General features: G+C 64.4%; 25 protein-coding genes and 3 pseudogenes. 9 read left to right on the top strand and 19 right to left on the bottom strand.

The window, feature by feature from the left end; all coding sequences use genetic code 11:
* Positions 1-384 (bottom strand): annotated as a pseudogene (locus tag Q7T45_RS23225) (branched-chain amino acid ABC transporter permease); the annotation flags it as partial.
* 30 nt (positions 385-414) lie between these two features.
* Positions 415-1,641 (bottom strand): amino acid ABC transporter substrate-binding protein, encoded by a 1,227-nt coding sequence (locus Q7T45_RS23220; RefSeq protein ID WP_304873904.1) that lies wholly within the window; start codon positions 1,639-1,641, stop codon positions 415-417.
* 143 nt (positions 1,642-1,784) lie between these two features.
* Between Q7T45_RS23220 and Q7T45_RS23215 the strand changes: the two genes are divergently transcribed.
* Positions 1,785-2,714 carry a helix-turn-helix domain-containing protein gene (locus tag Q7T45_RS23215; protein ID WP_304873903.1) on the top strand — a complete coding sequence of 310 codons (930 nt, stop codon included), beginning with the start codon at positions 1,785-1,787 and terminating at the stop codon, positions 2,712-2,714.
* On the opposite strand, the gene Q7T45_RS23210 is transcribed toward Q7T45_RS23215, so the two are convergent.
* The 6 genes from Q7T45_RS23210 to Q7T45_RS23185 all read right to left on the bottom strand — a co-directional run bounded on the left by Q7T45_RS23210 (position 2,715) and on the right by Q7T45_RS23185 (position 8,406).
* Positions 2,715-3,380 (bottom strand): ABC transporter ATP-binding protein, encoded by a 666-nt coding sequence (locus Q7T45_RS23210; RefSeq protein WP_304873902.1) that lies wholly within the window; start codon positions 3,378-3,380, stop codon positions 2,715-2,717. It lies immediately after the preceding gene.
* A gap of 3 nt (positions 3,381-3,383) precedes the next feature.
* Positions 3,384-4,130 carry an ABC transporter ATP-binding protein gene (locus tag Q7T45_RS23205; protein WP_304873901.1) on the bottom strand — a complete coding sequence of 249 codons (747 nt, stop codon included), beginning with the start codon at positions 4,128-4,130 and terminating at the stop codon, positions 3,384-3,386.
* Positions 4,127-5,080 carry a branched-chain amino acid ABC transporter permease gene (locus tag Q7T45_RS23200; protein WP_304873900.1) on the bottom strand — a complete coding sequence of 318 codons (954 nt, stop codon included), beginning with the start codon at positions 5,078-5,080 and terminating at the stop codon, positions 4,127-4,129. The genes Q7T45_RS23205 and Q7T45_RS23200 overlap by 4 nt, the downstream gene beginning before the upstream one ends.
* Positions 5,080-5,979 (bottom strand): branched-chain amino acid ABC transporter permease, encoded by a 900-nt coding sequence (locus Q7T45_RS23195; protein WP_304873898.1) that lies wholly within the window; start codon positions 5,977-5,979, stop codon positions 5,080-5,082. The genes Q7T45_RS23200 and Q7T45_RS23195 overlap by 1 nt, the downstream gene beginning before the upstream one ends.
* 70 nt (positions 5,980-6,049) lie before the next feature.
* Positions 6,050-7,366, bottom strand: a complete 1,317-nt coding sequence (locus Q7T45_RS23190; protein ID WP_304873897.1) for an ABC transporter substrate-binding protein — start codon at positions 7,364-7,366, stop codon at positions 6,050-6,052.
* Between the two features lie 116 nt (positions 7,367-7,482).
* Positions 7,483-8,406, bottom strand: coding sequence for a dihydrodipicolinate synthase family protein (locus tag Q7T45_RS23185; protein ID WP_304873896.1), 924 nt, complete (start codon positions 8,404-8,406; stop codon positions 7,483-7,485).
* 156 nt (positions 8,407-8,562) lie between these two features.
* Between Q7T45_RS23185 and Q7T45_RS23180 the strand changes: the two genes are divergently transcribed.
* On the top strand, positions 8,563-9,261 hold the full coding sequence (locus Q7T45_RS23180) for a GntR family transcriptional regulator (protein ID WP_304873895.1): 699 nt from the start codon (positions 8,563-8,565) through the stop codon (positions 9,259-9,261).
* Positions 9,262-9,267: 6 nt separating this feature from the next.
* On the opposite strand, the gene Q7T45_RS23175 is transcribed toward Q7T45_RS23180, so the two are convergent.
* Positions 9,268-9,699, bottom strand: a complete 432-nt coding sequence (locus Q7T45_RS23175; protein WP_304873905.1) for a tripartite tricarboxylate transporter substrate binding protein — start codon at positions 9,697-9,699, stop codon at positions 9,268-9,270.
* 41 nt (positions 9,700-9,740) lie between these two features.
* On the opposite strand from Q7T45_RS23175, the gene Q7T45_RS23170 reads away from it, so the two are divergent.
* Positions 9,741-11,447: a thiamine pyrophosphate-binding protein gene (locus Q7T45_RS23170; protein WP_304873894.1), complete on the top strand. Its 1,707-nt coding sequence runs from the start codon at positions 9,741-9,743 to the stop codon at positions 11,445-11,447.
* Between the two features lie 2 nt (positions 11,448-11,449).
* On the opposite strand, the gene Q7T45_RS23165 is transcribed toward Q7T45_RS23170, so the two are convergent.
* From Q7T45_RS23165 to Q7T45_RS23150, 4 genes are all read right to left on the bottom strand, one after another.
* Positions 11,450-11,662 carry a hypothetical protein gene (locus Q7T45_RS23165; protein WP_304873892.1) on the bottom strand — a complete coding sequence of 71 codons (213 nt, stop codon included), beginning with the start codon at positions 11,660-11,662 and terminating at the stop codon, positions 11,450-11,452.
* 418 nt (positions 11,663-12,080) lie between these two features.
* Positions 12,081-13,130, bottom strand: a complete 1,050-nt coding sequence (locus tag Q7T45_RS23160; protein ID WP_304873890.1) for a hydroxyacid dehydrogenase — start codon at positions 13,128-13,130, stop codon at positions 12,081-12,083.
* 14 nt (positions 13,131-13,144) lie between these two features.
* On the bottom strand, positions 13,145-14,038 hold the full coding sequence (locus Q7T45_RS23155) for an amidohydrolase (RefSeq protein WP_304873888.1): 894 nt from the start codon (positions 14,036-14,038) through the stop codon (positions 13,145-13,147).
* The gene (locus tag Q7T45_RS23150) at positions 14,035-15,090 is read right to left on the bottom strand and encodes a tripartite tricarboxylate transporter substrate binding protein (RefSeq protein WP_304873885.1); all 1,056 of its coding nucleotides are present in this window, start codon (positions 15,088-15,090) and stop codon (positions 14,035-14,037) included. The genes Q7T45_RS23155 and Q7T45_RS23150 overlap by 4 nt, the downstream gene beginning before the upstream one ends.
* A 131-nt stretch (positions 15,091-15,221) precedes the next feature.
* On the opposite strand from Q7T45_RS23150, the gene Q7T45_RS23145 reads away from it, so the two are divergent.
* From Q7T45_RS23145 to Q7T45_RS23135, 3 genes are all read left to right on the top strand, one after another.
* Entirely contained in the window at positions 15,222-15,779 is a 558-nt protein-coding gene (locus Q7T45_RS23145; protein ID WP_304873884.1) for a thiamine pyrophosphate-binding protein, read from the top strand.
* 8 nt (positions 15,780-15,787) lie between these two features.
* Positions 15,788-16,402, top strand: coding sequence for a thiamine pyrophosphate-dependent enzyme (locus Q7T45_RS23140; RefSeq protein WP_304873882.1), 615 nt, complete (start codon positions 15,788-15,790; stop codon positions 16,400-16,402).
* Between the two features lie 77 nt (positions 16,403-16,479).
* Positions 16,480-16,836: a VanZ family protein gene (locus Q7T45_RS23135; protein WP_304873881.1), complete on the top strand. Its 357-nt coding sequence runs from the start codon at positions 16,480-16,482 to the stop codon at positions 16,834-16,836.
* Positions 16,837-16,935: 99 nt separating this feature from the next.
* Here the strand turns inward: Q7T45_RS23135 and Q7T45_RS23130 are convergent, their stop codons facing one another.
* Positions 16,936-17,352: a hypothetical protein gene (locus Q7T45_RS23130; protein WP_370691345.1), complete on the bottom strand. Its 417-nt coding sequence runs from the start codon at positions 17,350-17,352 to the stop codon at positions 16,936-16,938.
* Positions 17,353-17,531: 179 nt separating this feature from the next.
* Here Q7T45_RS23130 and Q7T45_RS23125 point away from each other — a divergent pair, with 179 nt between their 5' ends.
* From Q7T45_RS23125 to Q7T45_RS23115, 3 genes are all read left to right on the top strand, one after another.
* The gene (locus Q7T45_RS23125) at positions 17,532-18,119 is read left to right on the top strand and encodes an N-acetyltransferase (protein WP_304873879.1); all 588 of its coding nucleotides are present in this window, start codon (positions 17,532-17,534) and stop codon (positions 18,117-18,119) included.
* 90 nt (positions 18,120-18,209) lie between these two features.
* Positions 18,210-20,888 (top strand): alpha/beta hydrolase fold domain-containing protein, encoded by a 2,679-nt coding sequence (locus Q7T45_RS23120; protein WP_304873877.1) that lies wholly within the window; start codon positions 18,210-18,212, stop codon positions 20,886-20,888.
* Between the two features lie 85 nt (positions 20,889-20,973).
* Positions 20,974-21,285, top strand: coding sequence for a hypothetical protein (locus Q7T45_RS23115; protein WP_304873875.1), 312 nt, complete (start codon positions 20,974-20,976; stop codon positions 21,283-21,285).
* Positions 21,286-21,523: 238 nt separating this feature from the next.
* Here Q7T45_RS23115 and Q7T45_RS23110 read toward each other — a convergent pair whose 3' ends face one another.
* The 5 genes and pseudogenes from Q7T45_RS23110 to Q7T45_RS23090 form a co-directional block, all read right to left on the bottom strand.
* Complete coding sequence (locus Q7T45_RS23110; protein WP_304873874.1) at positions 21,524-23,023, bottom strand: tripartite tricarboxylate transporter permease; 1,500 nt, start codon at positions 23,021-23,023, stop codon at positions 21,524-21,526.
* Positions 23,023-23,508, bottom strand: a complete 486-nt coding sequence (locus Q7T45_RS23105) for a tripartite tricarboxylate transporter TctB family protein (RefSeq protein WP_304873872.1) — start codon at positions 23,506-23,508, stop codon at positions 23,023-23,025. The genes Q7T45_RS23110 and Q7T45_RS23105 overlap by 1 nt, the downstream gene beginning before the upstream one ends.
* Positions 23,505-24,473, bottom strand: a complete 969-nt coding sequence (locus Q7T45_RS23100) for a tripartite tricarboxylate transporter substrate binding protein (protein WP_304873870.1) — start codon at positions 24,471-24,473, stop codon at positions 23,505-23,507. Before Q7T45_RS23100 ends, Q7T45_RS23105 begins: the two co-directional genes overlap by 4 nt.
* 759 nt (positions 24,474-25,232) lie before the next feature.
* A pseudogene (locus Q7T45_RS23095) lies at positions 25,233-25,658 on the bottom strand (helix-turn-helix domain-containing protein); the annotation flags it as partial.
* 297 nt (positions 25,659-25,955) lie between these two features.
* Positions 25,956-26,717, bottom strand: a pseudogene (locus tag Q7T45_RS23090) (CoA-binding protein); the annotation flags it as partial.

Genomic DNA, 26,717 nt, shown 5'->3' with positions numbered 1-26,717 from the left:
GGAGAGGAACGAATAGCTGAAATAGGCGCCGCCGAACATCGTCAGCATGATGCCCTGGACGATGAACATCATGCCGAAGGTGGCCAGCAGGCTGTCCACCTCGAGTGCGTCGCGCGTCGGCGCGCGGCGCACCAGCGGCGTGAGCAGTACGCGATACAGGATCATGCTCACGCCGAAGCCGATGGGAACGACGATCGCCAGCCCCAACAGCGGGTTCAATGCCCAACCGGTGAACAACCAGTAGGAAGCAAAGGACGCTGCGACGAGAAACTCGCCGTAGGACAGGTTCATGATGCGCGCCACGCCATATTGCAGGGTCAGCCCCATGGCGATCAGTGCATACATGCCCCCGAGCATGAGCCCGGTGAAGATGGCGTTGGTCATTCCCTTAAGTTTGCCGCAGTGAGCTGGAGATCACTGCGCCTTCCATGCCGGCTTGGGAACGATCGGGGTCCGCGCGCCTTCATTGGTGGCCGGGCCGACGCCGTAGAACTCGCCGCCCTGCCATTGTCCGACCCACCAGTATTTGGTCGGCAGGTTGTTCTCCAGTTTGATCTTGCCGATGATGGTGTCGAAGGTCCCGGTCTGCAGGTCCTTGATGACCGCGGCGCGGTCGATCTTGCCGACGCGTTCGATCGCCTGCTGCAACATCTGCAGGCTGGCATAGGTCACGGAACTCGCCCAGCGATCCGGCTCGGCGCCGTTCGCGGACGACGCCTTGTGGCGCGCCAGATAATCCTTGATCGCGGGGCTGTCGCCGTTCCATCCGCCGATCCCCATCACGCCTTCGGTGTTGGCGCCGAACTTGCCCTTGTAGAGCGGGAACGCGGTGCCGACGCCGGTGTAGAAGATCTTGGGATTGAAACCGGCGATCCTCGCCTGTTCGGTGAGCCCGAGCGTATCCGGCGGATAGCTGAAGGCGATGAATACGTCGGGGTTGAGCGCCTTGGCCTCGTTGACCAGCGGGCTGAGATCCTGGGTACCGACCGGATAGGTCTTGTCATAGGCCAGCTTGAAATTGGCTTTGGCGAGCGCGGGCCGCGCCGCGGCCGAAAGGTCGATGCCGAAACCGTCGGCGACGCTGACCATGGCAACGGTGTCGCCGATCTTGCCCTCGCCGCGCAGCTTGACCAGGAGTTCGACCAGCGTATTGGCCGCGCCGGCGCCGGTGCCGAGCAGCCAGAAACTGTTGGGCCAGCGTTTTGCGAGTTCAGGCGCGCGATCCGAGACCGCGGTGGAGGCCAGATGCGGATAGCCGGCCTTGTTCAGGATCGGACCGACCGCGAGATTGAGGCCGGTGCCCCAGGGCGGCAGGATGAAATCGACCTTGTCCTGGGTGATCAGCCGGTCGAGCGCCTTGGCTGCTTCTTCCGCGCTGGAGCGATCGTCGTACTGCACGACCTCGATCGGCACCCGCTTGTCGCCGAGCTTGAGACCACCCGCGGCATTTACTTCCTTCACCCACATTTCATAGTTGGGCAGCGTCGTCACCGCGGCGCCGCCGGCGTTTGGCCCGGTGCGCGACAGCGCGTAGCCGATCTTGACCGAACTCTGCGCCAGAGCCGGCTCGACTGCCGAAAAACTGGCAACCCCGGCGATCGCGGCTAGTCCCGCTGCCAGGCGTGTGACTGATGAAACCATGTTCTCCTCCCAGAGCATTTTCGTCCGTCGCCTTATCGGCGTTCGACGCGAGGAGACTAGTCTGGTGGTTCTGACAAGGAATTGGACGTATCAGGGCAAAGATTGTACTAATTCGTCGAATTCCTCCTGATGTGAGCGACGGATTGTCTCAGGTCCATGGCGCGATGCCCACTTTCGGTCCGGCCGGCTACGTCGAGCAGGCGGGTTCGGCGTTGCATGCGGAAGCCTTTGCCGGCGGGCTCGCCCCCCGTCACTGGGTCATTCAGCAGGACCACATCCGGCGCGCGCATCTGCTGGTGACCGAGACCCGCCGCGGCTCCGCCGCCCTGCGCGGCACCGTCGTGAAATTCGAGGCCCCCGCCGTGCTCTGGTTACCTGGCGAGGTCGAGGGTGACCTACAGGTCGAGGCCGGAGCGCGAGGCTACTTCGTCGCCGTTTCCGAGGACTTGCTGACTCGAACCGTGGCCGGCAGTGCCGAGGCGCTGCACCTGCGGCGCACCACCGATCGCCTGGTGATGTTGAGCGGCGCGCAGCTCGATGGCGCGCTCGGCGCGGTCACCAATTCCTGCGCCATGCTGGTGCGGGAGCTGCGCGTGCCGCAACGCGGCAGCATGACGATGATTGCATCGCATGTGCTGCAGCTTTGCCTCCATTTGTGGCGCTCAGCGGTCTCGGACGAATCCGGCAGCGACGATACGCTGCGCGGCGACGGACCGCGGCTGGTGGGAAATTTTCTGCAGCTGGTCGAACTGCATTACCGCGATAGCTGGCCGATCTCGCGCTATGCGGCGGCGCTTGGTGTCACCGAGGACAGGCTGCATGCGCACTGCAAGCGCGAGAAAGCGCGCAGCCCGCGCGCCATCGTCCATGAACGGCTGATTCACGAAGCCTGCACCCGCCTGCAGCAACTCGATCTGCCGGTCGAGCAGATCGGCTACGGCCTCGGCTTTCGCGATTCAGGTTACTTCAGCCGGTTCTTTCAGAAGCATCAGGGCATGCCGCCCGGCGCCTACCGGCGCAGGGCCAGGGCCGAGCAGGCCAAGCGCGGGCCGTTTTATGCGGCGTGGCCGTGATCACGCAGCCCGGCTGGCCACTTCGATTTCGCCACGCTCGATCGTGATGGTGGTGTCGGCAAAGGTTTCCAGCAGTTTCGGATTTGACTCCGTAATCAGCAAGGTGATGTCCGAATCCTGCGCGCGCAGCCGTCGCAGCGCTTCGGCGTAGCGCTGCGCCAGCACCGGCGCGAGGCCCTGGAACGGTTCGTCGAGAATCACGAGCTTGGTGCCGAGCATCAGCGCGCGGCCGAGCGCGGCCATCTTGCCCTGCCCGCCCGACAACGATCCGGCCGGGCGCGCCTTCAGCGTGGCAAGTTCCGGCAACACGGTGTAGGCGCGATCGAGCCGGCGTTTTGTCTCGGCGCCATCGAGCCTGGCGACGCGGGCCGGCAGCAGGATATTTTCCTCGACGGTGAAGGCCGAGAACAATCGCCGGTCTTCCGGCGCATAACCGATCCCGAGTCCCGGCCTTTGGTGCGGCGCAACCTTGCCGAGATCGGCGCCGGCCAGCCTGACCTCGCCCGAGGTGTCGGTGAATCCCATCGTGGTGCGGGCGATGGTGGTCTTACCGGCGCCGTTGCGGCCGATCAGCGCCACCGTCGCGCCGGCGCGCAGGTCGAATGTCACGTTGCGCAGCACGTGCACGCCGGCGATCCATACGTTGACCCTGTTGAAGCTGAGCATGTTTCAGATCCCGATCACTTGCTCGCGGACAACGGGATCGGCCAGCACCTCAGCCGGCGGCCCGCTCATCTGGATCTTGCCGGCGCTCCACACCGCGACGCGGTCGGCATAGCGGGTGACCATGTCCATGTCGTGTTCGACGAACACCGAGGTCACGCGCTGTTTGTCCAGCGCCGCTACCAGGATGTCCATGATCGCGAATTTTTCCGAGGAGGCTACACCCGAGGTCGGCTCGTCCATCAATAGCAGCCGCGGCTTCAGCGCCAGCGCCACCGCGATATCGACCAGTTTCCGCTTGCCCTCGGGCAGCTCGCCGGCCCTGCGGTCGGCGACGTCGCGGATGCTGACGAGATCGAGCAGATTTTCCATCTCGGCGCGCTCGGGCAGATCGTGCAGCGACCGCATCAGGGTGGTGCGTCCGCTGTGGCCGGCCGCCGCGATCAGCAGATTTTCGATCACGGTATGATCGAGAAACAATTGCGGGATCTGGAAGGCGCGCGCGATGCCGAAGCGGGTGATGTCGCGCGGCCGGTGCGCGGTGATTTCCTTACCCAGAAACCGCACCGTGCCGGCCTGCGGCTTCAAATATCCGGTGGCGATGTTGAGGAACGTGGTCTTGCCGGCGCCGTTCGGCCCGATGATCGCGAGCTTCTCACCTTCGAGCACGTCGAGATCGACGCCATCGGCGGCGATCACGCCGCCAAAGCGGATCGCCAGTCCCCTGGCCTCGAGCAGCACCGTCGCCGTCATGATTCATCCCTCGCGGCGCGTTGACGCTTCCACAGACCGATCAGGCCATTCGGCGCGAACAGAATGATGGCAATCAGCACGACGCCGAGGATCAACTGCCAGGAATTGGCGAGTTGGGCCGACGCATAGAAGCGAACGAGTTCGAACACCGCCGATCCGGCGAAGGCCCCCATCGCGTTGCCGACGCCGCCGAGAATGGCAATGAAGACGAACTCGCCCGACTTGGTCCAATAGGCGAATTCCGGCGTTGCAATCTGCTGGGCGACGGCAACCAGCACGCCGCCGATGCCGCCCAGCGCCGCCGAGATGACGTAGCCGATCAGCAGGATGCGGCGGGCGGAGACGCCGAGATATTCCAGCCGGGTCTCGTTGGACTTGATCGCACGCAGCATGTTGCCGGTCGGGCTCTCCAGGAAACGTTGAACGGCGATTGTGGCCACGATGGCGATCGCCAGTGTCAGATAGAGCAGGACGTACTGGAAGCTCTCGGGCGAAAACACCATGCCGAATACGGTCGGGCGCGGCACGCGCATGCCGTCCGCCCCGTTGGTGAGATGAAACAACTTCTCCAGCAGCGACCAGAGCACCATCGAGAAGGCCAGGTTCAGCATGCCGAAGAAGATCTCGCGGTAGCGGACCACGAACAATCCGACCAGCAGACCGAGGACGGTCGCGATCACGGTGCCGACCACGAGATAGGCGACGAGATCGCCGACGCCCAGATACTTGCCCCAGAAGCCCGCGGTATAGGCGCCGGCGGCGAAGAACATGGCGTGTCCGAACGATACCTGGCCCGCCTGCAGCAGGATGATGATGCCGAGCACCACGATGCCCTTGGCCAGAATCAGCACCACCAGCGTGGCCATGCTCGGAATCAGAATGGGAATGACGCCGGCGGCAAATAGCACTGCGGCCAGTGTCCAGGTGAGAGCGGATGATCGGCCGGCCATTAGATCTTCCTGAGCTTGGTGGCGCCGAACAGGCCTTCGGGACGCACCAGCAGCACCGCCACCATGATCAGGTAGGGAACCAGCACCTCGAATTCCGGCTGCAGGTAAATCACGAAGGCGCGCGCCATACCGATGGCCAGCGCCGTGATCGCGGTGCCCTCGATCTGGCCGAGGCCGGCGGTGGCCGCGACCGCGAACGACAGCACGATCATTTCGGTGCCCATGCCCGGCACCAGCGAGGTCGTCGGCGACGCCAGCGCGCCGCCGAGGGCTGCCAGGGTCGCGCCGATGATGAAGGTGATCAGATAGACTCTTTGCGCGTTGATACCGATGGCGGTGGCGGCCTCACGGTCCTCGGTAACCGCCAGAATGACCGAACCCATCAAGGTCCTGCGCAGGAAATAGCGAAGGCCGAACAGCGCCAGCACCGCGACAACAGGCAGCACGATCACCTGATAGGACGTGTAGCTGACGCCGAAGATCGAGACATTCGGCAACAGTTTCAGCGGCTCGGCCGCATAGATCGGCTGTACGCCCCAGATCATTCGCTGCAGATTATCCATGATCATGAAGACGGCGAAGGTGATCAGGAGCTGCAGCACCTCCTCGCGGCCGTAGACCCGGCTCAGCAGCAGGCGTTCGATCAATCCTCCCGCCACGATACCGATCACCAGCGAGGCCACCAGCAGCGCCGGATAAGTGAGCCATGGCGAGATCGGCGTCACCAGCAGGCTGAGCGTCGCCGCGAGATAGGCGCCGAACGCATACAGGCTGCCATGCGCGACATTGACGATGCGCAGCACGCCGAAGATCAGGCTGAGACCGACCGACACCAGGAAGACGAGCGCCGCATAGGACAGGCCATCGAGGCTGGCGAGAACGAAGAGCGTGGAATTCATCAGGACACGGAGTTTCGAGGTGAGATCGGGGACAGGCGAGCCGTGCCTGTCCCCGCACAATGCATCCTGCTTACTTGCCGTGCTGGAAGACGGGAACGTCCATCTTGGCAAAATCGGGCTTCAGGGTCTTCAGCCACTCGACCGATTTCTGGCCCGCCGGAGCGGTGATCTTGGCGGCGTCGAAGATCATCATGTTGTCGAGCACCATATGGTTGAAGCCGTCGGCCCTCTTGGTGACGCCGACAAGCTGCGCCTCGAGGCCCTGATTGTCCTCGGCGCGGAGCGTGACCGGACGGCCAAAACCGACGAACTCCAGGTTGGGAGCGGCATCGACCACCTGTTCACGCGTCGGCCATTTTCCGCCGTTGGCCTTGATGGCCTTGTCATAGGCCCCCTGCAGCGCCGCAAAGGCCTGCGCCATGTGGTAGACGGGATAGATCGGCATGCTGCCGGTCTTGGCCTTGAACGCTTCATTAAAGGCCTTGAACGCGGCGTCGTTCTTCTTCTCCGGATGCATGAACCAGTGATCGCCGCGGGCGCCGACGATCAGCCCCTCCGGCAGATCCTTGCCGAGCCGCTGAATCGAGGATTCACCGATCCCGAGCACGAAGGTGGATTGCTGCAGCAATCCGCGCTGACCGGCCTGCCGCACCAGGGTGTCGAGGTCGCCGCCCCATGACGTCGTGAACACCACATCCGGGCGCAGCGCCATCAGGCGCGAAACCTCGGTCGAATAATCGGGGGCGCCGAATTTCGGAAACAATTCGGCGACGACCTGCACGTCCGGCTTCATCTGCTTGAGCGCGGTCGAGAAAATCTCCCAGCTCTCGCGGCCCCATGCATAGTCCTGGTTGACCACGGCAATGGTCTTGAAATTGGGCTTGGTCTTCAGCAGGTAAATCAGGACGGCCAGCATCTCCGGCGTGGCGTTGGCCTGGCTGCGGAAGCTGTAGCGATATTTCTTGGCCTCCAGGATCGAGGCGGCGCCGCAGTCCCACATGAAGTTCAGCATCTTGAGGTCTTCGGCGAGCGGCACCAGCTGGTTGCATGACCCCGACGAGATCGAGGCGAAGGTCGCATCGACCTTTTCGTCCTGCACCAGGCGCCGATAGTTCGAAACCAGCGCTTCACCGCCCGCACCTTCATCGACGAAGGAAAGCGCCACCGGCACCCCGCCGATCCCGCCCTTCTTGTTGATATCGGCCGCGATCATCTCGGCAGCGGCCTTGCCGGGCTCGCCGAACACGGCCGCCGGACCCGACAGGAACGTGGTGATGCCGATCTTCAGTTCCTTCGGCTTGTCCTGCGCCGTCGCCGGGGCGCCGAGGACGCCCAGCAGCAGCGAAACCCCTGCCAGTAAATTAAGTGTCTTGACCGTTCGCTTCATTATGCACTCTCCCAACAGCTATGACGTCTTGTTATCGTTGAAGCCCCGCTCGAACCGGCGAAGCCTTAATCCTTGGGCTGCCCGCGGAATTATCCGGGGCTGCCCATCTTCGGCGCCTACGCAGCTTCACTCACCAGCGCCGGCAACGTCGGACGGCGTCGAATTCCCTCCTCCACGATCGCGGTGATGCGGGCGCGCTCCTCGCCAATCAGCGGCAGGCGGGGGGCGCGGCACCGGTCATTGGAACCGATGGCAATCATTTCCGCGAGCTTGATGTTCTGCACCAGCCTGGCCGAGACATCGATATCCAGCATCGGCTTCATCCATCGATAGATCGCCCGAGCTTCCTCGAAGCGGCCAGCCTTGTACAGCCGCCAGATAGCCACGTTTTCCCTGGGGAAGGCCAGCCCGACTCCAGCAACCCAGCCATTCGCTCCCATCGCGAAGCTTTCGAGGGCGAGATTATCCACTCCGGCAAAGATCCTGTACCGGTCCCCGAGCAGGTTGATGATGTCGGTGACCCGGCGAATATCGTCGGAGGATTCCTTCACCGCCACGAACAGCGGCTCGGCGGCCATCTCGGCGAGGATCGAAGGCGTGATATCAACGCCATAGGCCACCGGGTTGTTGTAGATCATGACCGGCAGTCCGCCCGCGCGGGCGACCGCGGTATAGTGGGCGATGGTCTCGCGGGGATCGGATTTGTACGGCAGTCCCGGCAGCACCATGAAACCGGCCGCGCCCGCCGCGGCGCCGCGCTCCGCCAGCCTTTGCGCGTCCCGGGTCGCGCCGTCCGAGATGGTCAGCAGCACCGGCCGATTGCCGGCCACCGACCGCGCCACGGCCAGGATGTCGAGCTTCTCGTCCTGGGTCAGCGTCGAGGCTTCGCCGAGCGAGCCGCACACGATCAGGCCATCGATCCCGGCGTCGATGTTGAGCTGATAGCAACGGGCCATTTCGGCGTGGTCGATGCTGCCATCCTCCCTGAATTTGGTCGTGACCGCCGGAAATATGCCTTCCCAATTCGCCGCTTTCGCCATGCTCAACGCTCCCATCGTTCGGCCGTTGCTATCATGGTGGAAGATTGGATACAATATCCAATCTTCGAATTGGCGAAGAACGACGCCTCGACAAACCGTACAACCTGATGCAGACAGGCCGGGAACCCCGGCGCCAGACAAATGTTGGACCGAATCTTGAGCCCTTCCCGCAAGCAGCCGCTGTCCCGCCGCACCACCTCGACGACGGCGGCCGACGAGATTCGAAAGAAGATATTCGACGGCGAACTCAGGGACGGTCAGCCGATCCGGCAGGACATTCTGGCAGCCGAACTCGGCATCAGCCGAACGCCCATTCGCGAGGCGCTGGTTCAGCTCGAGGCAGAGGGTCTCGTTCGCAGCGAGCCTCACAAGGGCGCGGTTGTCGCCGGACTGTCGCCAACTGAAATTGAAGAGACCTTCGAATTGCGCGAATTGCTCGAACCGATGCTTCTGAAGACATCGGCGCCGCGCCTGACCGAAGAAGATTTCGCGGAATTGGCGAGCATCCTGAAGGAATATTCCGGAGAGTTGCGGACGCGGAACGTGCGGCGCTGGGGCGAACTCAATACGGCATTTCATGCCACGCTCTATGCCCGCGCCGACCGACCACAGACGCAGGCCATGGTGGCTCGCCTGCTCAATTCATCGGATCGCTATACACGCCTGCAACTCGTCATGACCAAGGGCCTCCGCCGTGCCGAGGCCGAGCACGCCCTGATCGTGGATTATTGCCGCAAAGGCCAGTTCGACCAGGCGGTTGACCTGCTGCGCGCTCACATCCACCACGTCAAAACGGAACTGATGCGCTACGTGACAAAGGCGAACAAGCCAAAGGCCGGCGCCGGCCGGAAATGACGCTCCTTACTGCAGCTTGACGTCCGCCGCCTTGATCACATTGCCCCAGCGTTCCACCTCTTCCTGCAGGTACTTCGCGGTCCTTTCGATGGAGCCGCCGTACGTCTCCGCCGACAGCTTTCGAAGGCGTTCCTGCAATTCGGGCTGACGCAGCGCCTCGTTCACATCGGCATTGATCCTGGCCGTGATGTTTTTCGGCGTGTTCGGCGGAGCCATGATCGCGTACCAGGCCACCGCTTCGAAGCCCGGCAGCGTTTCGGCGATGGTCGGCATATCGGGAAGTGTCGGCAGCCGCCGGCTCGCGGCGACGGCCAATAGCCTGAGACTGCCGGCTTCGACCAGCGGCAGCGATATCTGGTTCCGAAGGCGGAAGCTGCGGCGGCAACGGTTCGTTCCGATTGACCTGAAGACCTCAAACGATGGATATAGCGATAACAAACGGCGATGGCTCAAACATCGCTCTCCTGGAGAACCATCCGATGACCCTGCCCTTTTCCAACGCGCGCACCGGCGGCAAGATCCTGGTCGACCAGCTGCTGATCCATGGCGCCGACATGGCCTTCTGCGTACCGGGCGAGAGCTATCTGGAAGTGCTGGATGCGCTGTTCGACGTGCGCGACCGCTTCAAGCTCGTCAACGCCCGCCACGAGGCCGGTGCCGCCAACATGGCCGAGGCCTACGGCAAGCTGACCGGCAAGCCCGGCATCTGTATGGTGACGCGCGGCCCCGGCGCGTGCCATGCGGCGGTCGGCGTCCACACCGCCTTCCAGGATTCAACGCCGATGATCATGCTGATCGGCCAGGTCGGCCGCGACATGATGGACCGCGAGGCGTTTCAGGAAATCGATTACCGCCAGATGTTCGGCCCGGTCGCTAAATGGGCGGCGCAGATCGACGTCACGGCGCGGATCCCCGAATACATCGCGCGCGCCTTCCACATTGCGACCTCGGGCCGCCCGGGCCCGGTGGTGCTGGCTTTGCCGGAGGACATGCTGACCGAGGTGACGCAGTCGGGCGACGCGGTCCGCTATCATGCGACGCAACCCGCCCCCGCCGCGCAGGTCTTCCCTGGGATTCGTGAACTGCTCGAGGGTGCGAAGAAACCGATGATCCTGGTCGGGGGTCCCGGCTGGAGCGATCGCGCCAGCACTCAATTGAAGGGATTTGCCGAGGCCAACGGCATTCCGGTCGCGACCTCGTTCCGCCGCCAGGATATCATGGACAACCGCTCGTCCTGCTTCGCCGGCGACCTCGGCACCTCGGGGCCGCCCGCGCTGGTGCAGCGCTTCAAGGACGCTGACCTGCTGCTAGTGATCGGTGCGCGCCTAGGGGAAATGACCACCCAGGGCTACAGCATTCTGTCGTCGCCGAGGGCGCGGCCGAAACTGATTCATGTTCACGCCGATGCCAACGAACTCGGCAAGGTGTTCACGCCCGATATCGCTGTGCAGTCATCCGCCGATAATTTCGTGGCAGGCCTCGCCGATGCCGGCTGGTTCGCCGCGGACCGCTGGAGCGGCTGGCGCAATGCCGCCCGCACCGATTATCTCAACGCCGTCGCGCCGCCTGACTGCAGTCAGGATCTCGACGTCGCCGCGGCGATGCTGCAACTCGGCAAGCGCCTCGGCGACAACGCCATCGTCACGCTCGACGCCGGCAATCACACCGGCTGGCCGCAGCGCTTCCTGACCTACGCCCGTCCGGGCCGCCAGATCGGGCCCACCAACGGCGCGATGGGTTATTCGGTGCCGGCGGCGGTTGCGGCCTCGCTGGTCCACCCGGATCGCGTGGTGATCGGCTGCGTCGGCGATGGCGGTTTCATGATGAGCGGACAGGAGATCTCGACCGCCGTGCAGCACGGCGGCAAGCCCATCATCCTGCTGTTCAACAACAATATGTATGGCACCATCCGCATGCATCAGGAGCGCGAGCACCCCTCCCGCGTCGTCGGAACCGACCTCGTCAATCCCGATTTCGTGGCGATGGCGCAGGCGATGGGCGCGCATGCCGAGCGCATCACCCGCACTGCGGATTTTGCGCCGGCGCTGGAGCGCGCCATCACGGCGGGCCGGGCGGCGCTGCTCGAACTATGCACCGATCCGGAGCAGATTTCGACGCGCACCACCATCACCAACCTGCGGGTAGCGGCCGAAAAGCGCCAAGCGCAAAGCGTCGCGAGCGAATAGCTTCAGGACGGAAAATCGGTCTGCTTGACCTGAATCCGATCCGCATGCAGCGACCAGTCGCAAAGCGAGTGGTTTTCGCAGAATTTTCGCTTGGCCAGCTCGGCGGCGTGCCCCTCGCTCGCGGCGTCAACCTCCACGATGCTCTGGCAGATTTCGGCGTGCCGGCCGTTTTCGCCGAGCACGTCCTTCATAAATCGAACGACAAATCGCGACATGGAACCTTCCCCTCGCGCGCAGCGCCAAGACAAGTCCATATAGCTCTATCACAGGGAGATGGTTTGACCGGTATCAATAAGGCGGCATCGGCCGCCCGGAAGGTCTAGGCGCCGGCCGACGGCAGGCTGGCGGCCGCAATGGCGACGATCAGCTTGAGCCGGCGTCCGATCCGGGACGATGCCGAGCGCAAGAATGAGTTTACCTGTCGCATATCGCCAATTCCTTCCGCGCCATCCGGAACCAGCGTTCCGCGAACAGCGCTTGGAAGGAAAATGGCCGCGCCCGGGCAGTGTGTCGAGGGCGCGGCGAAAATAGCAACGCCACCATCGCCCGAGCGCTGGTTCACGATGGATTTATCGCCGCGATCGGGGCGGCAACGATGGAATTCTTCTCCCGCGAAAAACCGATCCGGGTCCGTCAGCCCGGCACAAACCCGAACGCCCGTTCAAAGCGCTTGGCGTAAGCGGGCCACACTTCGGGATTGATCAGGCGCGGCGGCCGCTTGCCGTCGAGCGCGCCGAGCATCTGCTCGGCGGCGATCTTGCCCAAATTGGCCCGCGCCTCCTTGGTCACCCCCGCGGTATGCGGGCTCGCCAGCACGTTGTCGAATTGCAGCAGCGGATGGTCCGGCGGCGGCGGTTCCTTGTCCCAGACGTCGAGGCCCGCGCCCGCGATGCGCTTGTCGCGCAGAGCTTCATACAGCGCCGCTTCATCGTGGATAAAGCCCCTCGCCGTGGTGATGTAATAGGCATGCGGCTGCATCAGCGCGAATTGGCGCGCGCCGATCATGCCGCGCGTGTCCTTGGCGAGCGGACAATTGATCGAGACATAGTCGGAGGCGCGCAGGAGGTCGTCGAGTTCGACCTTTTCGCCGCCGCGCGCCGCCATCTCGGTTGCCGAAAGGTAGGGGTCGTAGGCCAGCACCCGCATGCCGAGCAGGCCCTTGCAGAGTTCGGCGATGCGGCGGCCGACATTGCCGAGCCCGACGATGCCGATGGTCTTGCCCTGCGCCTCGGTGCCGATCAGGGAGTTGCGGTTCACATTGGGGTCGCGCCGCAGCGCGCGGTCGGCCTCGATGATGCGCTTTGAAAGAGTGAGCAGCATGCCGAGCGCGTGCTCGGCGACGGAGTGGGCGTTGCCGCCGGACTGATTGACTACCACCACGCCCGCTGCCGTGCAGGCCTCGACGTCGACGGGATCGAAGCCCGCGCCGTTGCTGGAGACGATCAGGAGGTTCGGCGCGCGCTTGAGCAGATCGGCATGGGCGTGGAAATGCGGTGCAAGTTCGTCGCGCGCCGCACCGATCTGATAGGCGTGCGCGGCGGCCAGGATCGGTGCGAACACGTCCTCGGCGGTTTCGTTCTCCAACCGGTCGAGCCGCACATCCGGCCGCGCCGCCAGCATTTCGGCATAGATCGGATGCGCCAGGTATTTAACGTAGAACACGCGCTTGTTATTCACGGACATTGCGGATCAAGCCTTCAGTTCGGGAAACCATAGAGTGTAGCGGGATTGGTGACGAGGATGCGGTGCTGCACTGCCCGATCCGGCGTCCACCGTTGAAACAATTCGAACAGATGCCCGGCATCGGGCATCTCGCCTTCGACGCGGGGATGCGGCCAGTCGCCGCCCCACACCAGGCGTTCCGGATTGGCCCGCACCAGCGCTTCATGAAACGGCCGGGCGTCGGGATAATCGGGCGCGTTGTGGCTGATGCGATGGGCGCCCGACAGCTTGGCCCAGCACCAGCCCTCGCCGACCGCGCGCAGCAGGCTCTGGAAGCCGTCGGTCTGCGTGCCGGCGCGCGCATCGGTGCGGCCCATGTGATCGATCACGACCGGCAATCCCATCGCCTTCAGCACCGGAATGGTTTCCGGCAGATCCTTGACGTCGATCCAGAGCTGAAGGTGCCAGCCGAGTTCGGCCATCACGGGCGCGAGCGTCTCGGCGACCGGGAGCGGCACGCCGCCGCGATAATGCAATTGCCCGTCGCGAAAGAAATGATTGAAGCGCAAGCCCCGCACCCCGAGCCGATTCCATTCGCGCAGATCATCCCGCGAAACATCGGCGTCGGCGACCGCGACGCCGCGCAGACGATCGGGTCGGCGCGCCAGCGCATCGAGCATCGCGGAATTGTCGCGGCCGTGCGCGCTGCCCTGCACCAGCACGCCGCGCGCGAATCCGATGGTGTCGAGCATGCCGAGATATTTTTCCAGCGGCGCATCCGGCGGCGTGTAGCTGCGATCCTCGGCGTAGGGAAATTGCGCCGCCGGCCCGAACACATGGGCGTGGGTATCACTGGCGCCGGGCGGCGGCGGCACCTTGGGCTTGCTGACGTCACGCGGTGGCAGGCAGGCTGGGATCGTCATCGTCATTCCGCCTTCATGCCCGAGGCCTTGATGATCGGACCCCACTTCTCGTAGTCGGCCCGAATCTTGGCCTCCAACTCTTTGGGCGAGCTGCCGATCGGCGAGGCGCCGAGCTTGGCCAGCCGCGCCTTCACCGGTTCGGTGTTCAAGGCCGCGACGAAATCCAGCGAGAGTTTTGCCACGAGATCGGCGGGCATGCCGGCCGGCCCGAGCAGACCCCACCAGACTTCGGTATCGTAGCCCGGCACGGCCTCACCCATGCCGGGCACGTTGGGCAGTAACGACGCCCGTGCCGCAGTGGTGACCGCGAGCGCGCGCAGGGTGCCGGCCTCGAGTTGCGGCAGCGATTCCGGGCCGTTGTTGAACGACATCGCAATCTGTCCGCCCAGGAGATCGTTGATGGCGGGCGCGCCACCCTTGTAGGGAACGGCATTGAGATCGATTTTGGCCAGGCTCTTCAGCAGTTCGCCGGCCAGATGCGTTGATGTCCCGGTGCCGGCATGGGCGAAGGACAGGCTTCCCGGATTCGCGCGCGCCTGCGCGACCATATCGCCGAGCGTCTTGAACGGAGAGTCCGCGCGCACCAGCAGGATGTTGGGCGACGAGCCCAGCAGCGAAATCGGCGTGAAGTCCTTGAACGTGTCGTAGGGAATTTTCGGGTACAGCAGCGGGTTGGTGGCGTGGCCGCTGGCGACGACGATCAGAGTGTAGCCATCCGGCGGCGATGCGATGAGCGCCTGCGACGCCACCACCCCTCCGGCGCCCGGCCGGTTTTCAATGACGACAGACTGGCCCCATTGCTTCGAAACCACCTCGCCCAATGTGCGCGCGAGGATATCCACGCCGCCACCCGCGGCATACGGCACGAAGATGCGCACGGGCTTGGAGGGAAACGGCGACTGTGCGGATGCGCTGGCAACCGCGACAAACGTCGCGATTGCCGTGGCAGCCAATTTTATCCAACTGCGCATGACACCTCCCCGATATTCTTTATTTCTATTTCTCTTATCACACGCCAGCATAACCGAGGCATCGCCAAAGGCGCGCGATCCGGGCATGTTGACAATCCCTGAGATCGCGTCAAGTTTCCGCGTCACAAGGACGAAGCGATTTCAGGCAGATCGCGTCGCGTTTCGGTGCAACGACAGACGGCCGCGAACGAGAATCGTCGCGAAACAAGGATAGTACGATGACGGCTGCCGAGGCACAGACAGCACTCCAACCTTCTCAGGAGAAGAGCTGGCACGAGATGGCGCTGCAGGCGCTCAAGCGCAACGACATCAGGCTGGTGCCCTACGTTCCCGACCGCATCCTGACGACGCTGATCAGGAACATCCACGCCGATCCGTTCTTCACCACATTCCCCACCGCGCGCGAGGAAGAGGCGGTCGGCATCGTCGCCGGCGCCTGGATGGCCGGCATGCGTGGCGCCGTGCTGATGCAGACATCCGGCTTCGCCACGCTGGCCAATGTGCTGGCCTCGCTGGCGGTCCCCTACCAGATTCCGCTGATCATGTTCGTCACGGAGCGGGGCACGCTCGGCGAATTCAATTACGGGCAGGCGCTGGTCTGCAGCACCATGCGGCCGGTGCTGGATTCGCTGGCGATGGAACACCACACCTGCACCCGGCTCGACGAGTTCGAGTTCATCCTCGATCGGTCGATCAAGCAGGCCATCACCACGCAGGCGCCGGTGGCGCTGATCCTTTCGCCGCTCCTGACCGGCGGCAAAGTCTTCGACAAGTGAGTGAAGCCATGAACACGGCCACCAACAGCCCTGCCCGCAACACCAAGGTGATGAACCGGTTCGACATCACCTCGCGGCTGGTCGCGAAGCTGAAGCACGGGGAAGCCGTGATCGGCGGCATCGGCAATACCAACTTCGATCTTTGGGCCGCCGGCCATCGTCCGCAGAATTTTTATATGCTCGGCAGCATGGGCCTCGGCTTCCCGATCGCGCTCGGCGTAGCACTTGCCCAGCCGCAGCGCCGCGTCTTCGGGCTCGAGGGCGACGGTTCGTTGCTGATGCAGATGGGCTGCCTTGCGACCATCGCGACGCTCAAGCCTAAAAACCTCACCATGATCGTGATGGACAACGGCGTTTACCAGATCACCGGTGCGCAACCGACCCCTGCTGCCGCGGTAGCGGATATCGTCGCCATCGCTGCAGCCTCCGGTCTTTCCAACAGTGTCTGGGCGGCCGACGAGGAAGATTTCGAGCGTCTGGTCGATCAATCGCTGTCGGCTACCGGACCGACGCTGATCGGGGTGCGCATCGACGACAAGCCTGGCGTCGGCGCCACCCGCCGCGATCCGGTGCAGATCCGGGAACGCTTCATGCTCGGCCTCGGCGTGCGGGAAGCGCTATAGGATTAGGCATTAACCAAAGTGCATCGCCACTTCGCATCTGCGGCATATCCGGCCGGCAAACGTGTTATCCGGAGGCGATGACCACACTCCTCAAACTCCTGGCCTGGCTGCTCGCCGCCGCCGTGGCGTTCGCCACGCTGGGACCGCCGGGGCTGCGGCCGCATTCCGATTTTGGACAGGACGGCGAGCATGCGCTGGCCTTCGTGCTGATCGGGCTCGCCTTCGGCCTCGCCTATCCGCAGCGCCGGTTGCTGACGGCAACGATGGCGGTCGCCGTGATCGGGCTGATCGAGATCCTGCAGTTCTGGGCGCCGGGACGGCACGCGAGATGGTCGGATTTCGTCGTCGATGCCTTGGCGGCCTGCGCCGGCCTCGCGCTTGCGGCCGGTATCGGCTGGATCATGGGCCGATCGCGCTTCGCAGAACCGTCCTGACACGAAAAGTCCCCGCGGGGAAAAATCCCCGCGAGGATCGATTGCTGGTCGGCCGCTCGATTGGTCGATGATCTTGAGTAACCCCGCTGCGCCTGGCGATCACCAACGACGATACGCGCGATAGTACCGGGGTCCGCCGCCATAGTAGCGCGCTCCGTAGTACCTTGGTCCGCCGTAATAGGCATAGTGCGGACGGATCACGCGCCGGACCCGGGGATAATAGGCCGGGGCGTAGTAGGTTGAGGTGTAGCCGCCATAATAGGCCGGGGCATAGCCGTAGACCGGGGCGTAACCGCCATAATACGCCGGCGCATAGCCACCGTAATATGCGGGCGCATAGCCGCCATAGTAACCGTAGCCCGGGCCATAGGCGTAAGCGCTGGACGCGATGCCGCTGATCAGCGCCCCCGCGATCAGTCCGCCCGCCAATCCAGGACCAAAACCCCGCCCCCGCCAATGCGCTTCAGCCGGTGACGGAGCCGCCAGGGCGGTGAATCCGACGACGGCAGCGGTCACTAACGCCAATACTGCTTTCTTCATGTCCAAAACCCTTCCAGTTTTCCCGGGCCTTCCAACCGGCAAGTTAGCCGAAGGTTTCCCGCGGGGGGAGGTTGCAGAACGATAGTCGTCAAATTTAATCTTGATGAACGGCGGATTCAACCGTCACGCGGCGCTCAGGCCGGGGAGACGAGACGATGTCGGCGGTGCCGGAAGTGAGAACAGCGGACGCGAGCCTCCAGGCAAGCGCGATCAATACCATCGTGCTCGGCTTCGCCGCCGACCCGATGACGCGCTGGGTTTGGCCCGACTCGTCCGAATACCTCGGAATGATGCCGCGGTTCGTCAAAGCCTTTGGCGGCCGGGCATTCGAGCATGGCTCGGCCGACATCACCGACGGGGCGCGTGCCGCCGCCCTGTGGCTGCCGCCGGGCGTCGAGCCCGATGACGCGGAAATGGGCGCGGTCATGCAGGGAGCGCTACGCCCGGAGATCGCTGAAGATATTGGCGCCGTCCTGAAAGGCATGGCCGAACATCATCCGCGCGAGCCGCATTGGTATCTCCCCCTGATCGCCGCCGATCCGAAATGGATCGGGCGAGGACTCGGCGCGCTGCTGATGCAACACGCGCTTCGACGCTGCGACGAACAGGGTGTCGCGGCCTACCTGGAAAGCTCGAACCCCCGCAACATTTCGCTGTATGAGCGGCACGGCTTCCAGATCATTGGCAGGATCCAGAGCGGCTCCTCTCCGGTGATGACGCCCATGCTGCGGCCGCGATCCTGAACGCGCAGCTACCGAAGATTGCAATTGTCCTGATGACAGACCGGGTGCACGGATGTAGCCTGCGGCAAAATATGAGCACGGGAGGGTGGCATGCCAGACGCAGTGGCCGCAGCATCTTCTTTGGGAGCGACGAGCGGCGGCACGACACAACAAGTCGATGTCGCGGTGGTCGGTGCCGGATTTGCCGGGCTGTACCTGCTGCACCGGCTGCGCAAGGCCGGCTTCACCACGGTGGTGCTGGAGGAGGCCGACGACGTCGGCGGCACCTGGTACTGGAACCGGTATCCCGGCGCGCGCTGCGACATCCAGACCATCGACTACAGCTACACTTTCGATCCGGAGTTGGAGGGCGCGTGGCAATGGTCGGAGAAATACGCCACCCAACCCGAAATCCTGCGCTACCTCGGCTTCGTCGCCGACCGCTATGATCTCAGGCGCGACATCCGCTTTGGCACCAAAATCACGGCGGCGACATGGGACGAGGCCGCCGAACGCTGGCAGCTCGCGACCAGCAGCGGCGCGACGGTATCCTGCCGCTTCTACATCATGGCGACCGGCTGTCTCTCCGCGCCAAAACCGCCGGAGATCGATGGCGTCAAGGATTTCAAGGGCGAGGTCTACTTCACCGGCCGCTGGCCGCATCACGAGGTCAAGCTCGCCGGCAAGCGCGTCGCGGTGATCGGTACGGGATCGTCCGGGATCCAGTCGATCCCTGTCATCGCCGAACAGGCGGCGCATCTGACGGTGTTCCAGCGCACGCCGAACTTCGCCCTGCCCGCGCACAATGGTCCGGCGCCGGCCGATCGCGTCAGCTTGCTGCAAGCCGATCGCGCCGGCTACCGCGAGCAGGCCCGCTGGTCGCTGGCGGGTGTGCCGTGGCCGCAGCAAATGGCGGTGAGCTGGCAATTGAGCGATGCCGAGCGCCGCGAGCGGTTCGAGCAGGCGTGGGCCGCCGGCGACCTCGTCTACATGTTGACCCAGTTGTGGGCCGACCAGGCCGTCGACCTCGAGGGCAACGCGCTGCTTGCGGAGCTGATCCGCGAGAAAATCCGCGCCACCGTCACGGATCCCGACACGGCGGCGGCGCTGAGCCCTTACGACCATCCGTTCGGGGCCAAGCGTCCCTGCCTCGATACCAACTACTACGCCACCTTCAACCGCCCCAACGTCACGCTGGTGTATCTGCGGCAGGAGCCGATCACCTCGATCACCGCCTCCGGTATCAAGACGGACAAGCGCAGCTTCGACGTCGATGTGATCGTGTTCGCCACCGGCTTCGACGCCATGACCGGCGCGATCATGGCGGTTCATCCCATCACCGGCCGCGGCGGCAAGTCGCTGTCCGACGTCTGGGCCCACGGCCCGCAGACCTATCTCGGCCTCACCGTGGCCGGCTTCCCCAATTTGTTCATGATCACCGGCCCGGGCAGCCCGTCGGTGCTGTCGAACATGGCGGTGTCGATCGAGCAGCATGTCGACTGGGTGGTCGAGCGCCTGATGGCGATGCGGGAGGCCGGCTTCACCACCGTCGAAGCGACGGACACCGCGCAGGCCGGCTGGGCGCAACATATGGCCGACTGTGCATCGCTGACGCTGCACCGGCTGGCCAACACCTGGTACACCGGCGCCAACGTTCCCGGCAAGGCGCAGGGCGTGATGCCGTATACCGGCGGCGTCGGCCCCTATCGCAGCATCTGCAACGAGATCGTCAGCCGCGGCATGCTCGGCTTCAGGCTGACCGGCCCCGGCGTTGCCGGGCAATGCAATGACGGCGAGGTCGTTCGGCTGCAGCCGGACGTGCGGCTGGTGCTGGGCATGCTGGCGCAGATGCAGTTGCCGCCCATCGAGTCGCTCGGAGCCCAGGGCGCGCGCGACTTCGTCAATGAGTTCAACAAGGCCCGTCCGGCGGGCCGGCCGGTCGGCGATGTCGTCGATGGCACCCTCCCCGGCGCTGACGGTCCACTGCCCTACCGGCTCTATCGGCCGGCGACGCCGGGGCCGCATCCGATCGTGGTCTATTTCCACGGCGGTGGCTGGGTGCTGGGCGACCAGCAATCCGACGAGCCGTTCTGTCGCGACCTGTGCCGGCGCAGTGGCATGATCTTCGTCAGCGTCGGCTACCGGCATGCGCCGGAACATCGCTTCCCCGCCGCGGCAGAGGACGCCTACGCCGCGACGCGGTGGATCGCGGAACATGCCGATGAACTCGGCGGCACGCCTGATGCGGTGATGGTCGCGGGCTGGAGCGCCGGCGCCAACCTCGCCGCCGTTACCTGCCAGCTGGCGCGCGACCGCGGTGGCCCGCAAATCTCGGGGCAATTGCTGGTGTGCCCGGTCACCGACTGCGCGTTCGACCGTCCCTCCTACGCCGACAATGCGACGGGCTATTTCCTGACACGCTCGCTGATGTTCTGGTTCTGGGACCTGTATTGTTCGCCGGCCGACCGCACCAATCCGCGCGTCTCGCCGCTGCGCGGCAAACTCGAAGGCCTGCCGCCGGCGTTGGTGGCAACCTGCGAGTTCGATCCGCTGCGCGACGAGGGTGTCGCCTACGGCGAAGCCCTCGCTGCCGTCGGGGTGCCGGTCGAGCAACTCAAGGCGCGCGGCCACTTCCACTCGTCGCTAACCATGGTCGACGTCGTCATCACTGGTGTCAGCGCGCGGGTGCAGATGGCCGAGGCCTTGCGCCGGTTCGCCGGGCTTCCCCGACAAGACAACGAGGATGTCCGATCGGGCCAGAGGGCGCCGCACGAAATCGCTGCAGAGTAGCGCCGCTGCAACGAACGCATTGGCAGCGTGCAACAGGAGAGCCGGGATCGGTCGAGTTCACTTCGAGGAAGCGAGGGGACCTGTCATGAAACAGATTGAGGAAATTCCGGGCAAGCTCGTACTCAAAGCGGGCTCGACGACACTGACGCTCGACAAGGATTGCGGCAAGGCGACGCTGCAGAAAAAATTGCTGCTGTGGAACAAGAAGCCCGTCGAGTTCGCGCTCGCTGATATCGACGACATCGCGGTGAAATCGGAAAAGGACGGCGCCTCCGGCGCGACCATCCATCACAGCGTCGTGCACCGGCGTACCGGCGAGATCACCGTCCTGACCACGGAGGAAGCCAAGGACGCCGCCGAAACGGTGGCAAAGCTGCGCGGATTTGTTGGATTGTAGGTTGAGCAATGTCGGCATCCTGTCCGAGCCTCATGCTGAGGATGAGGACGACTTCACCGCGCGGGCGATACCCTGCTCCCTCATGGTGAGGAGCGCGTCCGGCAGCGCCCTTGCGCTGTCCGGCGCGCGTCTCGAACCATCTGGCACACTGGCCGCTGCCATCCTTCGAGACGCCCGCCTTCGCTACGCTTAGGCCGGGCTCCTCAGGATGAGGGCCGGAGTGTTGGAATCGCCCTGCCTAATCCTCGTTCGCCTTGAACCGTCCGAGGCCCTGCATCACGAACGGCGCCACCAGCGCGATCAGCGCGATGGCGAGCAGCGTCGCCGAGACAGGGCTTTGCAGCAGCGCCATGGGATCGCCGAGGCTGATCGACATCGCGCGGCGCAGCTGGCTTTCGGCGATCGGGCCGAGGATCAGACCGATCACGACCGGCGCGATCGGAAAATCAAACCGGCGCATCAGGAAGCCCATCACGCCAAAACCCGCCAGCATCGACAGCTCCACCACCGACGGTTTTGCCGCGATGGTGCCTGTCGTCGCGAACACGAGAATGCCGGCGTAGAGCCATGGCTGCGGGATCGCCAGCAGCTTCACCCACAGGCCGACCAGCGGCAGATTGAGCACCAGCAGCATGACGTTGGCGATGAACAGGCTGGCGATCAGGCCCCACACCAGTTCGGGCCGCTCGGCGAACAACAGCGGCCCCGGATTGAGTCCGTATTGCTGAAAACCCGCCAGCATCATCGCGGCGGTCGCCGAGGTCGGAAGCCCCAATGTCAGCAACGGCACCAGCGTGCCGGCGGCGGAAGCATTGTTGGCGGCTTCGGGTCCCGCGACGCCTTCGATGGCGCCCTTGCCGAATTCCTCCGGATGCTTTGTGAGGCGCTTCTCGGTGGAATAGGACAGAAAGGTCGGAATCTCCGCGCCTCCGGCCGGCAATGCGCCGATCGGAAACCCGAACATGGTGCCGCGCAGCCACGGCTTCCACGATCGCTTCCAGTCTTCTCTTGTCATCCACAGCGAGCCGCGCACCGGCTCCAGCTTTTCCTCGGAGTGATGACGGCGCGATACCACGTAGAGCGCCTCCCCCACCGCGAACAAGCCGACCGCCAGCGTCGTCACCTCGACGCCATCGAGCAGTTCGGGGATGCCGAAGGCGAGCCGGGCCTGGCCGGTCAGCTTGTCGATGCCAACAAGCCCGAGCGTCAGGCCGATGAACAGGCTGGTCAGTCCGCGGACCGGCGAATTTCCGAAAGTGGCCGAGACCGTGACGAAAGCCACGCACATCAACGCAAAATAATCTTCCGGCCCGAAATTGACAGCGAAGTCGACCAGCCACGGCGCCAGAAAGGCCAGACCAATGGTGGCGATGGTGCCGGCGACGAACGAGCCGATTGCCGCGGTGGCGAGCGCAGGACCGCCGCGGCCGGCTTTTGCCATTTTGTTGCCCTCGAGCGCGGTCGCCATCGAGGCGCTCTCGCCCGGCGTGTTGATCAGGATGGCGGTGGTCGATCCGCCATACATGCCGCCGTAATAGATCCCGGCGAACATGATCAGCGAGCCGCCGGGATCGAGCTTGTAGGTCACCGGCAGCAGCAGCGCGACGGTGAGCGCGGGCCCGATGCCGGGCAGCACGCCCACCGCAGTGCCGAGCAGCACGCCGATCAGCGCATAGAGCAGGTTCATGGGCTGGATCGCGACAGCCATGCCGTTGGCGAGTGCGACGAAGGCGTCCATCAAAACAGCCTTTCCAGTGGACCGGCGGGAAGGCTCAACGTCAGCAGCCGACTGAAGGCGACATAGATCAGGGTGGTCAACACCAGGCCGATGACGAGATCGGCGAGAATCGCGCGCCGCCCGAAGGCCGTCGCCGTGGTGACGAACAAAGCCGTGGTCGCCAGGATGAAGCCGCCGCCGAGGCCGATAATGGCGATCAGCATCGCCAACCCTCCGAGGATCAGCCACACCGCCTTGGGATCGGCGCTCTCGCGCTCAGGCAGATTGCCGCGCAGCGCCTCGACCAGATTGCCGATCGCGAGAATGCCGAGCCCGACGGCGATAACGATGGGCATCGCGTGCGGCCCCATGCCATAGGGATTGTTGGACTGCAGCTGGCTCGCGTCCCATACCAGCACTGCGGCGAGGCCTGCGAGCGCCAGCGCAATGACAACGCCCGCGGGATCGACGCGCCGTGACGCCGGATCCTGCGGCAGGTCGCTCATGATTTGACGAGGCCGACCGATTTCAGCACGTCGGTGACACGCACGGTTTCCTTCTTCAGGAAATCCGCGAACGCATCTCCGCCGAGATAGGCGTCGTCCCAGCCCTTCTGCTTGAGGATGCCCTTCCAGGCATCGGACTTGACCATCTTCTCCACGGCATCGCTGAGCGTCTTCTTCTGCTCCGCCGTGATGCCGGGAGGCGCCATCACCGAGCGCCAGTTGGCCAGCACGAGGTCAATGCCCTGCTCCTTGAAGGTCGGAATATCGACGCCGGGAATCCGCTTTTCCGAGGTCACGCCGAGCGCGCGCAGTTTGCCGGACTTGATCTGGCCGTCATATTCGCTGAGGCCCGAGATGCCCGCGGTGACCTTGCCGCCGAGAATGGCCGCCAGCGACTCGCCGCCGCCGGAAAACGGAATGTAGTTTATCTTCTTCGCGTCGGCGCCGATCGTGCCGGCAAACAGCGCCGCCATCACATGGTCGACACCGCCGGCCGAGCCGCCGGCAAAGGTGACCTTGGCGATATCGGCCTTGACGGCTGCGGCCAGATCCTGCGCCGTCTTGAGCGGCGAATTCGCGGGAACCACGATGACCTGGATCTCCTCGGTGAGGCGCGCAATCGGCGTCACCTGTTCGAGCGTCACCGGCGACTTGTTCATGGCCAGCGCGCCGACCATCACAAAACCGTTCACCATCAGCTGGTTGCCGTCGCCCTTGGCGCCGTTGACGAACTGCGCGATGCCGACGCTGCCACCGGCGCCCGCCACGTTGGTAACCTGGACGCTGCGCGCGACACCGGCGGCGACAAGCGCCTGCTGCATCGCCCGCGCCGTCTGGTCCCACCCGCCGCCGGGCGCCGCCGGCGCCATCACCTTGAGTTCGAGCTGCTGCGCGAGCGCCGGAGCGGCGGTCACGAGCGTCAGCGCGACAGCGGCGCCGAGCAGGCGCGTATGAAACGGGGTCATGGGAGTTCCTCCAGGCTGATGCGGAGCGGCTGGTATTGACGATTTTTCGCATCGTGTCATTTTGTCGGATATCAACCGGAAACACCGATGCTGTCCAGAACGGACTGGATGCCGTCGTCGGGTTTCGCTGCGAAAGCGCGATCGTGACATAGAGACCACCGCTCGCCGTCGTCCCTGCGAACGCAGGGACCCATACGCCGTGCCGTCGATATTGTCGGTGGTGTTAACGGGCTTGTTGCGCCACTGCGCCATAGCACCAGACGACCGGGGTTATGGGTCCCTGCGTTCGCAGGGACGACGGATGAGAGATTCCGTTTTCAAAAAACAAACGCAATTTCGCGATCTCGCGGCTGGATGCACCCGAGGTTTGCCATCAACTTCCCGCCCTCTCCAATCAGAGGGCGCGGGGAATGCCGGGCGCCCGATGCGCCCGCTGCCACGTGTGCAATGTTATTGGGTAGAAGCGCACACGCGTTAGTCAGGTCACACCGGAATCACCCGGCACTCCCCGCGCGATGGTTTACGCTTATACGTGGTCTCCCCGGCGATCGGCTTTCTTGCCACCGTCACCTGCAGGCTTGACACCAGCACCGAGGTGTCAGGACAACACGACTTCGTCGTCCGCTTCAGGCGCCCTCGTCAGGAGCGCCCTCCGCGTCCACCGCATCCCCGCCCCGCGCTGATGACGTTGCGCAACGCCCCTCTGGGTGGGACGGGATGGCGAAACATGTAACCCAATTTTTATTTCTGGAAAACAGAAATATTTTTGCGCGGGAGGCTTGACGCGACTTCTGTAAATCGGAAGTGATTTGCCCGTCGGGTAGCGGTCTCGCGGGTCAGGTCGCGCAGCTTGCGCAAGTAAGGCATCGCCTGCGCCGTGAAATTGCGGCGGCGGGTGAAGGTGGCGCCGACGGAAAAACTCTGCGCGCCGACATGCCATTTCGATTCGGTGCGGTCGAATTGCACGAAACGGCGCTTTTCCAGCGTCGCCAGCAGCCGGTGCACGGTCGAGGTGGAGAGGCCGGTGCGGACGGCCAGATCGCTCAGGCGATATCCCTCATCGTCTTCGGCGAGGGTTTCGATGATGTGGAGAGCACGGTCGACCGATTGAACGCCGCCGTCGCGGGGCTCGGCCGCGCTGGATCTGGGCTCGATGGCCTTGCGCGGAATCGCGTCTCTCTTCATCGCGACCTGCATTCATGCTGAGAGGCATTGAATTTGTCTCAGACCCCATCCAGAGATCCGAGAATGAATACCGACCTCATCCCCGCGCAACGGCTTCGCCGTTGTCGCTGGAGGAGCCGCGCGCGCTTCGTGCGGCGTCTCGAAGGATGGCAGCAGGCAGGATGCCCGATGGTTCGAGACGCGCGCCCGACAGCGCAAGGGCGCTGCCGAACGCGCTCCTCACCATGAGGCAGTAGTGTATGCCGCTTACGAAAAACGCCGCTCCGGATTTCCGAAGCGGCGTTTGTCATTCAGCTCTCAGAGCAGGCCCGCACCGCGCGCCCATTTGTACTTGGCGCCGAGCACCGCGACCGGGATTTCGGTCGAGTAGGCGTAGGCGACGATGCCGTTCTGGTAGAGATAGTCGGCGGCTTCCTCGACTTCGATGTCGCCGGCCAGCGAGGCCACGATCGGCTTCTCGATGCCCTTGGCCTTCATCTCGTTCTTCACCTCGACCATGTTGCGCGCGAACACCATCGGCGGCGTCACGATGGTGTGCCAGTAGCCGAGGATCAGCGCGTGTATGCGCGGATCTTCGAGGCCCAGCTTCACCGTGTTGACATAGGTGATCGGCGGCTCGCCGCCGGTGCTGTCGATCGGGTTGCCGGCGGCGCCGAACGGCGGGATGAACTTGCGGAACGCGGCGTCGAGATCCGGCGGGATCGTCATCAGCGACAATTTGTTGTCGATGCAGGCGTCCGACAGCAGCACGCCGGAGCCGCCGGCACCCGTGATGATGACGACGTTCTCGCCCTTCGGCGTCGGCAGCACCGGAATGCCGCGGGCGAATTCCAGCATGTCCCTCAATGAACGCGCGCGGATCACGCCGGACTGGTTGAACACGTCCTCGTAGATCTTGTCGTTGCCGGCGAGCGCGCCGGTGTGCGAGCTCGCGGCCTTGGCGCCGGCCGAAGTGCGGCCGGCCTTCAGCACCACGATCGGCTTCTTCTTCGAAACGCGTTTTGCGACTTCGGCGAAGGCGCGGCCGTCCTTCAGATCCTCGCAATGCTGCGCGATGAT

The sequence above is a fragment of the Bradyrhizobium sp. genome (assembly GCF_030646015.1).
In the GTDB taxonomy this organism is placed as follows: Bacteria; Pseudomonadota; Alphaproteobacteria; order Rhizobiales; family Xanthobacteraceae; genus Bradyrhizobium.
Note: the sequence above shows the minus strand (reverse complement) of the source record. Positions and strands in the feature narration are given on the sequence as shown.

Coding starts and splice junctions, on each gene's coding strand:
- Q7T45_RS23160 (WP_304873890.1), bottom strand. CDS start 13,130: ATGTCCGTGAATAACAAGCGCGTGTTCTACGTTAAATACCTGGCGCAT.
- Q7T45_RS23200 (WP_304873900.1), bottom strand. CDS start 5,080: ATGGCCGGCCGATCATCCGCTCTCACCTGGACACTGGCCGCAGTGCTA.
- Q7T45_RS23165 (WP_304873892.1), bottom strand. CDS start 11,662: ATGTCGCGATTTGTCGTTCGATTTATGAAGGACGTGCTCGGCGAAAAC.
- Q7T45_RS23190 (WP_304873897.1), bottom strand. CDS start 7,366: ATGAAGCGAACGGTCAAGACACTTAATTTACTGGCAGGGGTTTCGCTG.
- Q7T45_RS23145 (WP_304873884.1), top strand. CDS start 15,222: ATGACGGCTGCCGAGGCACAGACAGCACTCCAACCTTCTCAGGAGAAG.
- Q7T45_RS23155 (WP_304873888.1), bottom strand. CDS start 14,038: ATGACGATGACGATCCCAGCCTGCCTGCCACCGCGTGACGTCAGCAAG.
- Q7T45_RS23125 (WP_304873879.1), top strand. CDS start 17,532: ATGTCGGCGGTGCCGGAAGTGAGAACAGCGGACGCGAGCCTCCAGGCA.
- Q7T45_RS23220 (WP_304873904.1), bottom strand. CDS start 1,641: ATGGTTTCATCAGTCACACGCCTGGCAGCGGGACTAGCCGCGATCGCC.
- Q7T45_RS23210 (WP_304873902.1), bottom strand. CDS start 3,380: ATGCTCAGCTTCAACAGGGTCAACGTATGGATCGCCGGCGTGCACGTG.
- Q7T45_RS23170 (WP_304873894.1), top strand. CDS start 9,741: ATGACCCTGCCCTTTTCCAACGCGCGCACCGGCGGCAAGATCCTGGTC.
- Q7T45_RS23100 (WP_304873870.1), bottom strand. CDS start 24,473: ATGACCCCGTTTCATACGCGCCTGCTCGGCGCCGCTGTCGCGCTGACG.
- Q7T45_RS23140 (WP_304873882.1), top strand. CDS start 15,788: ATGAACACGGCCACCAACAGCCCTGCCCGCAACACCAAGGTGATGAAC.
- Q7T45_RS23205 (WP_304873901.1), bottom strand. CDS start 4,130: ATGACGGCGACGGTGCTGCTCGAGGCCAGGGGACTGGCGATCCGCTTT.
- Q7T45_RS23120 (WP_304873877.1), top strand. CDS start 18,210: ATGCCAGACGCAGTGGCCGCAGCATCTTCTTTGGGAGCGACGAGCGGC.
- Q7T45_RS23150 (WP_304873885.1), bottom strand. CDS start 15,090: ATGCCCGGATCGCGCGCCTTTGGCGATGCCTCGGTTATGCTGGCGTGT.
- Q7T45_RS23110 (WP_304873874.1), bottom strand. CDS start 23,023: ATGGACGCCTTCGTCGCACTCGCCAACGGCATGGCTGTCGCGATCCAG.
- Q7T45_RS23135 (WP_304873881.1), top strand. CDS start 16,480: ATGACCACACTCCTCAAACTCCTGGCCTGGCTGCTCGCCGCCGCCGTG.
- Q7T45_RS23115 (WP_304873875.1), top strand. CDS start 20,974: ATGAAACAGATTGAGGAAATTCCGGGCAAGCTCGTACTCAAAGCGGGC.
- Q7T45_RS23195 (WP_304873898.1), bottom strand. CDS start 5,979: ATGAATTCCACGCTCTTCGTTCTCGCCAGCCTCGATGGCCTGTCCTAT.
- Q7T45_RS23105 (WP_304873872.1), bottom strand. CDS start 23,508: ATGAGCGACCTGCCGCAGGATCCGGCGTCACGGCGCGTCGATCCCGCG.
- Q7T45_RS23185 (WP_304873896.1), bottom strand. CDS start 8,406: ATGGCGAAAGCGGCGAATTGGGAAGGCATATTTCCGGCGGTCACGACC.